At 64.9% G+C, this 7133-nt stretch carries 4 protein-coding genes and 1 pseudogene; 2 read left to right on the top strand and 3 right to left on the bottom strand.

Features of this window, described 5'->3' with window-relative positions; translation table 11 throughout:
* Both J8I34_RS28625 and J8I34_RS28620 read left to right on the top strand, forming a co-directional pair.
* Positions 1–117 (top strand): annotated as a pseudogene (locus J8I34_RS28625) (LysR family transcriptional regulator); the annotation flags it as partial.
* 337 nt (positions 118–454) lie between these two features.
* A complete protein-coding gene (locus tag J8I34_RS28620; protein ID WP_245176201.1) occupies positions 455–931 on the top strand; it encodes a DUF3455 domain-containing protein in 477 nt (158 codons plus the stop codon).
* Between the two features lie 261 nt (positions 932–1192).
* On the opposite strand, the gene J8I34_RS28615 is transcribed toward J8I34_RS28620, so the two are convergent.
* From J8I34_RS28615 to J8I34_RS28605, 3 genes are all read right to left on the bottom strand, one after another.
* Positions 1193–2338, bottom strand: coding sequence for a zinc-binding dehydrogenase (locus tag J8I34_RS28615; protein WP_209807592.1), 1146 nt, complete (start codon positions 2336–2338; stop codon positions 1193–1195).
* 158 nt (positions 2339–2496) lie between these two features.
* Positions 2497–3957: an AdeC/AdeK/OprM family multidrug efflux complex outer membrane factor gene (locus J8I34_RS28610; protein WP_209768612.1), complete on the bottom strand. Its 1461-nt coding sequence runs from the start codon at positions 3955–3957 to the stop codon at positions 2497–2499.
* Positions 3954–7106 carry an efflux RND transporter permease subunit gene (locus J8I34_RS28605; protein ID WP_209768611.1) on the bottom strand — a complete coding sequence of 1051 codons (3153 nt, stop codon included), beginning with the start codon at positions 7104–7106 and terminating at the stop codon, positions 3954–3956. Before J8I34_RS28605 ends, J8I34_RS28610 begins: the two co-directional genes overlap by 4 nt.
* Positions 7107–7133 lie beyond the last annotated feature (27 nt).

The following is a 7133-nucleotide window of genomic DNA, read 5'->3' as shown; positions in this document are numbered from 1 at the left end:
ATGCGTCCGCTGCGCCCGGCGTTATGGCGTCGGCTCGGCATCGCGCATCGTGCGGGGTACGTTGAACGCTCCACCCAGCACGTTCTTGATGTGCTGTGGGATCTGCGATTGGTGTAGTAGTTGCCAGTCGCAGCTTCGGTTCGTTCTCGCTACGGCGAATGAATGGCCGGTTTTACCGGGTAGCCGCGGGCCGAGATGCCATACGGGCCCCGAACGATCCTTCGCGATCGATTCGCGAAGGATCGTTCACCAGGGAAGTCTCACATTTCTGACGGGCAACTGAAGCCGGCAAGCCTTCCCCCCGCATCCAGATGCGCCGAGGCGATCGGACCCGCGCGGACGCAACTGGCAACGTGGCTCGGGAAGTACTATCCTCCTTCATGGGTTAAGGTAAGGAGGCAAAATGTCGCAATGTTCTCGGCATTTTTGCAAAGCGAGTTTCGCTGTACTCAGCATGGCAGGCGTGCTCGTTTCGTGTACCACACCGAGGATATCGGCTCCGCCCGAACTCCAGCCCACCGACGCGCGTGGAACGATCGCGGTGCTGCATGCATCCGGTGTACAGATTTATCAGTGCAAGCGTGCGAACGACGGCCGGTTGTTATGGATCTTTTCTGCTCCGGAAGCCACTCTGAAGGATGACACCGGACAACTCGCCGTCAAGCATTACTCTGGTCCGACCTGGGAAGCGCCTGATGGCAGCAAGGTGACCGGCAAGGTATTGCGGCAGACGCCCAATGCGCAGGAGCCGGAGAGCATTCCACTCTTGCTGTTGCAGGCAACGAGCACCGGCGGAACTGGCCTGCTTTCGAGGGCGCGTTACGTGCAACGGCTGAATACCCAAGGCGGACTGGCCCTCCATCAGGCTTGCACACAGGAGGGACAGGAGAATCGCATGCCGTATCGGGCGGACTACGTCTTCCTGGAATAGCTATGCGATTCAGAAGCAGAGCTACCCAATGCGAGGACTTTTGAAACCAGCGACGACGGAGGGCACATCTTTGAGCTCTTCTTGGCCCAGCGCGTGCTGGTGCGCAATGACTGCCAGGCCAGCGCCTGGGCGAGCTTCCACACCGCGGCGGAACTGGAAAGCGCTCCCCCATTGCCGGCCGGCCAGTCGGCAGCGCGCCGCTGGCTGCGGCGCAGCGGCGGATTCTTGACACGGTGGGCGCGCAAGGCGCCCCGGGCTGATTTACCCGGCCAGGCCTTTGTTCGGGTTGATCAGGTACTTCTCCCCCGTCGCACGCTTGTTGTAGACGGCGATCACGTCCAGGTCCAGCACCTCGGCCAGCGAGATCTCCTTCGCGTAGTGGCTGGCAAAGGTGGTCTTCAGCTCCGCCACCACGCGTTGCTTCAGCGCGTTGGCCCGCTCGCGCCCGATCTTTTGCAGGAACGGGAACAGCAGCCAGCCGCCCATGCCCCACGCCATGCCGAAGTTGCGGTTGAACTCGGTCGGGCTTGTGTCCAGGCCGCCGTAGAGGTAGACCTGCTTGTGGGTGGTCGAGCCATAGCGGCTGTATTCGCGGGCCGTCTTGTTCAAGGTGTTCAAGGCCGCTTCCATGCAGGTGAGGATCTGGCCGCCGAGCTTGCCGCCGCCCGTGGCGTCGAACGCGATTGTCGCGCCAGTAGCGACGAGTGCCTCGGTGAGGTCCTGCATGAACGTGGGCGACGTGGCGTTACAGACGTAGACCGCGCCTTGTGCCTTGAGCAGGTCCGCCTGCTCTTGCTTGCGCACGATGTTCACCAGCTTGATGCCATCCTTGAGACAGATCTGATTGAGCATCTGGCCCAGGTTGGAGGCCGCGGCGGTGTGCACCAGGGCACTATGTCCTTCGAGCCGCATGGTCTCGACCATGCCCAGTGCGGTGAGCGGGTTGACGAATGACGACGCGCCGTCAGCAGGCGTGGCGCCTTCGGGCAGGACCAGGCACTGGTCCGCGGGAATGCAGCGGTACTGCGAGTACATCGCGCCGCCGATGGCAGCCACGGTCTTGCCCATCAAGGCTTGCGCCGCAGGGGAAGAGCCTGCATCGACGACCACGCCCGCGCCCTCATTGCCAACCGGCATGGACACATCCAGGCGGCCCGCCATGCTGCGCATCGCGCCTTCCGGAACGCGCGCGGTGACGATGGGGCGCTCGGCCGTGCCGCTGGCCTTGGCCGTGCTCATGTCGGCCGCACCGAACAGCAGGCCGAGATCGGACGGGTTGAGGGGAGAGGCTTCAATGCGGATGAGCACTTCATCCGGGCCGAGGCTCGGCGTGTCGATGCTGGCTAGCGACAGCTCGAGTTCACCGCTGCTCTTGATTTGCGAACGAAGTTGAAGTGCGGTGCGCATTCGATGTCTCCTTGGTCTGTGGTTTGCGATGAGCGGGACGGCAGCGTGGGGCTGCGTTCGTCAGCAGTCAGCAATGTAGCAAGTTCCTGCGAATCCCGTACTGGGCCGGAAATTCAGTCATGCGTCAACCAACAGGCCATCATGCAAGCTCCACATACTTACGAATCCCCCCGGCCAACTTTCGTATCGGTGCGCTTGCCGGTCTGGTCGTGCCAGCCGCCGCCCAGGGCCTTGTACAGGTTGACTTCACTGGAGAGTTGCTCGAGCCGGGCTTCGATCAGCAATTGTTGCGCGTTGTAAAGCGAGCGCTGCGCGTCCAGCACGGCAAGGTAGCTGTCGACACCCGTGCGGTAGCGCCGGTCGGCCAGGCCATAGGCGTCCTGGGCAGCTTCCACGAAGCGGACCTGGGCCTGGAGCTGGCTGGTGTAGGTGCCCCGCGCCGCCAGCCCATCGGCCACTTCGCGGAAGGCGGTCTGCACCGTTCGCTCGTACTGGGCAACGTTGACGTCCTTCTGGATGGTGGCGTAGTCCAGACTGGCCCGCAGGCTGCCGGCGGTAAACAGCGGCAGATCGATGCGCGGCTGGAACAACCACGTGCCGGAGCCGGCCCCGAACAGGCCGGAAAGCTGGCTGCTGGCGGTGCCCGCCGATGCGGTCAGGCTGATACTGGGGAAGAACGCCGCCCGCGCGGCGCCGATATCGGCGTTGGCGGAGCGCAGCCGGTGCTCGGCCGCGAGCACGTCCGGACGGTTCTGCAGCAGGTCTGAGGGCAGCCCGGCCGGCACATCGGCGAACAGCTTCTGCTCCAGCGGCAGGCCTTCCGGCAGGTCCGCTGGCAGGGACATGCCGAGCAGCAGCACCAGGGCATTCTCATCCTGGGCGACCAGCCGGGTGTAACGCGCAAGGCTCGCGCGGGCGGTTTCCACGGCGGTCTGCGCCTGGCGCAGGTCCAGCCGGGAAGCGATCCCTTCCTCGTAACTGCGCCGGGTCAGGCCATAGCTGCGCTCATAGTTGGCCAGGGTTTCCCGGGTGAGCCGCAGCAGGGTTTCATCGGCGCGCTGGGTCAGGTAGGCGCTGGCAACGCCCGCCACCAGCGAGATCTGGGCACTGCGGCGTACCTCGTCGCTGGCGAAATACTGTTCGAGCGCGGCTTCGCTGAGGCTGCGCAGGCGGCCGAACAGGTCGATCTCCCACGCCGTGGTGCCCAGCGACACGCCATACTGGCTGCCGATCAGGCGCCGTCCGGTGGCGGACAAGTCGGCGGGAATGCGCTGGCGCGTGCCCTGTGCGGCCGCGCCGATGGCGGGAAACAGGTCGGCGCGCTGGATGCGGTACTGTGCCCCGAACGCCTCCACGTTAAGGACGGCCACGCGCAGATCGCGGTTGTTCTCCAGCGCCAGCTCGATCAGACGGCGCAGGCGCGCATCGGCGAAGAATTCGCGCCAGCCCAACTCGACCGCAGGCACCTGGCCGGCTTCGCCGGCGGCATCGGCGGACAGGTAGGCCGGGCCCTGCGGGTACGCTGCCGCCACCGGCGAGGCCGGGCGCTCGTACCTGGGAATCAGGCTGCAGCCCGCCAGCATGGCCATGGCGGCAGCGCAAAACAAGGTCTTCTTCATTCGAGCGCGCCTTTTTCCACGGAGGCGCCATGCGGCCGCGGCCTGCGCTTGCGTCCGAACATGGAGGTGACAGCGACAAAGAACAGCGGCACCCAGAAGATCGCCAGCACCGTGGCAGTGATCATGCCGCCGATCACGCCAGTTCCAATGGCGTGCTGGCTGCCGGCACCGGCCCCGGTCGACACGGCCAGCGGGAACACGCCGAGCATGAAGGCCAGCGAAGTCATCACGATGGGGCGCAGGCGCAAGCGGCACGCCTCCACGGCGGCCTCGACCAGGCCCTTGCCCTGTTCGTACTCGCTCCTGGCGAATTCCACGATCAGGATGGCGTTCTTGGCTGACAGGCCGATGGTGGTCAGCAGGCCCACCTGGAAGAAAACGTCATTCGACAAGCCGCGCCCCAGTGTGGCAAGCAGTGCGCCGATCACGCCGAGCGGCACCACCAGCATCACCGAGAACGGGATCGACCAGCTTTCGTACAGCGCGGCCAGGCACAGGAACACCACCAGCAGCGAGAGCGCATAGAGCGCCGGCGCCTGCGAGCCCGACAGCCGTTCCTCGTAGGACAGGCCGGTCCAGGCATAACCCACGCCTGGCGGCATCTGCTTCATGATCTCCTCGATTGCGTTCATGGCCTCGCCGGAACTGCGCCCCGGCGCGGGCTCGCCGAGCACTTCCACCGCGGCCACGCCGTTGTAGCGCTGCAGCTTGGGCGAGCCATAGCCCCACTTGCCGTCGGCAAAGGCCGAGAACGGCACCATTTCGCCCTTGCCATTGCGCACGAACCATTTGTCGATGTCGTCCGGCTTCATGCGGGAATCCGGGCGGCCCTGCACGTAGACGCGCTTGACCCGGCCGCGGTCGATAAAGTCGTTGACGTAGCTGGAACCCCAGGCGATCGACACCGTGCTGTTGATGTCAGCCAGCGAAATGCCGAGCGCGCGCGCCTTCTCATCGTCGATAACCAACTGGTACTGCGGCTGGTCATTCAGGCCGTTGGGACGCACGCGCTGCAGCACCGGGCTTTGCGAGGCCAGCGCCAGGAACTTGTCACGCGCGTTCATCAGCGCCACGTGGCCAATGCCCGCCTGGTCCTGCAGGTAGAGGTCAAAGCCGGTGGCATTGCCCAGCTCCTGCACCGCGGGCGGGGCGAAAGCGAACGACATCGAATCGCGAAAACTCATGAACTTGCGCTGTGCGCGCGCGGCCAGGTCGAATACGCTGGTGCTGTCCCCGCTGCGCTGTGCCCATGGCTTGAGCAGAATGAATGCCAGGCCCGAGTTCTGGCCGCGGCCGGCAAAGTTGAAGCCGTTGACGGTGAACAGCGATGCCACCACCCCGCCCTCTTCCTTCAGCAGGTATTCGCGCATCTGGTCGAGCACCTTCTGCGTGCGCTCGGCGGTGGCGCCGGCAGGCGTCTGCACCTGGGCGTACAGCACGCCCTGGTCTTCTTCGGGCAGGAATGAAGTGGGGATGCGCGTGAACAGGAACCCCATCACCACCAGGATGGCCACGTAGATCAGCAGGAACGGCAGGCGGCGCTTCAGGATGCCCGACACGCTGCGTTCGTAGCCCTGGGTGGTCGCGCTGAACTTGCGGTTGAACCAGCCAAAGAAGCCGCCCTTGTTCTCGCCATGATCGCCCTTTTCGATGGGCTGGAGCATGGTGGCGCACAGGGCCGGCGTCAGGATCAGTGCGACCAGCACCGACAGCACCATGGACGAGACAATGGTGATGGAGAACTGCCGGTAGATCACGCCAGTCGAGCCGCCGAAGAACGCCATCGGCAGGAACACCGCCGAGAGCACCAAGGCAATGCCCACCAGCGCGCCCTGGATCTGGCCCATCGAGCGCCGCGCCGCCTCCCTTGGCGGCAGGCCTTCCTCGGCCATCACGCGTTCGACGTTCTCGACCACGACGATGGCGTCATCCACCAGCAGCCCGATGGCCAGCACCATGCCGAACATGGTCAGCGTGTTGATGGTGTAGCCGAACGCCGCCAGCACGCCAAAGGTGCCCAGCAGCACCACCGGCACGGCGATGGTGGGAATCAGCGTGGCGCGCACGTTCTGCAGGAACAGGTACATCACCAGGAACACCAGCACGATGGCTTCCATCAGCGTCTTCACCACTTCGTGGATGGAGCCTGCGATCACCGGCGAGGTGTCATATGGAAAGACCACCTTCATCCCGGGCGGGAAGAACGGCTCGAGCCCATCCAGCGTCTTGCGGATGGCGCGCACGGTTTCCAGCGCGTTGGCCCCCGCGGCCAGCCGCACGGCAATGCCCGAGGCCGCCTGGCCGTTGTACTGCGCGTTGATGTTGTAGTCCTGCCCGCCCAGTCCCACCTCGGCCACGTCCTTCAGGCGTACCTGGGAGCCGTCCGGATTGACCTTAAGCAGGATGTTGCCGAACTGCTCGCTGGTCTGCAGCCGGGTCTTGCCGATTACGCTGGCATTGAGCTGCTGGCCGCGCACCGCCGGCAGGCCGCCCAGCTGGCCCGAGGCCACCTGGACGTTCTGCGCCCGGATGGCATTGCTCACGTCCAGCGGCGTGAGCTGGTAGCTATTGAGCCGGGCCGGGTCGATCCATACCCGCATCGCATACTGCGCGCCGAACACCTGGAAGTCGCCCACCCCGTAGGTGCGCGACAGCGGGTCCTGGAGACTCGAGACAATGTAGTTCGACAGGTCTTCGCGCGTCACCCTGGGATCCGTGGAAATCAGGCCCACGATGACCAGGAAGTTGCGCACCGACTTGGTCACGCGGATGCCTTGCTGCTGCACTTCCTGCGGCAGCAAAGGCTGCGCCAGCGCCAGCTTGTTCTGCACCTGCACCTGGGCAATATCCGGATTGGTGCCCTGCTCGAAGGTCACCGTGATCGTCATGCTGCCGTCGGCGTTGCTTTCGGAAGAGATATAGCGCAGACGGTCCAGGCCGTTGAGCTGTTGCTCGATCACCTGCACCACGGTGTCCTGCACCGTCTCGGCGGAGGCGCCGGGGTAGTTGACCGAGATGGCGATGGTGGGCGGCGCGATGGCCGGATACTGGCTGATGGGCAGCGCACGAATCGACAGCACGCCGGCCAGCATGATGACCAGGGCGATCACCCACGCAAAGATGGGCCGATCGATAAAGAAGTTGGACATGGCTACTCCCTCGCCCGGGCGGTGCGC

This window comes from Cupriavidus phytohabitans (genome assembly GCF_017815025.1).
Classification (GTDB): Bacteria; Pseudomonadota; Gammaproteobacteria; order Burkholderiales; family Burkholderiaceae; genus Cupriavidus.
The sequence above is the reverse complement of the archived record's forward strand: the minus strand, read 5'-3'. Positions and strand labels throughout refer to the sequence as shown.

Excerpts from the sequence above, each read along its gene's own strand:
- J8I34_RS28620 (WP_245176201.1), top strand. The coding sequence starts at position 455 with ATGGCAGGCGTGCTCGTTTCGTGTACCACACCGAGGATATCGGCTCCG.
- J8I34_RS28615 (WP_209807592.1), bottom strand. The coding sequence starts at position 2,338 with ATGCGCACCGCACTTCAACTTCGTTCGCAAATCAAGAGCAGCGGTGAA.
- J8I34_RS28610 (WP_209768612.1), bottom strand. The coding sequence starts at position 3,957 with ATGAAGAAGACCTTGTTTTGCGCTGCCGCCATGGCCATGCTGGCGGGC.
- J8I34_RS28605 (WP_209768611.1), bottom strand. The coding sequence starts at position 7,106 with ATGTCCAACTTCTTTATCGATCGGCCCATCTTTGCGTGGGTGATCGCC.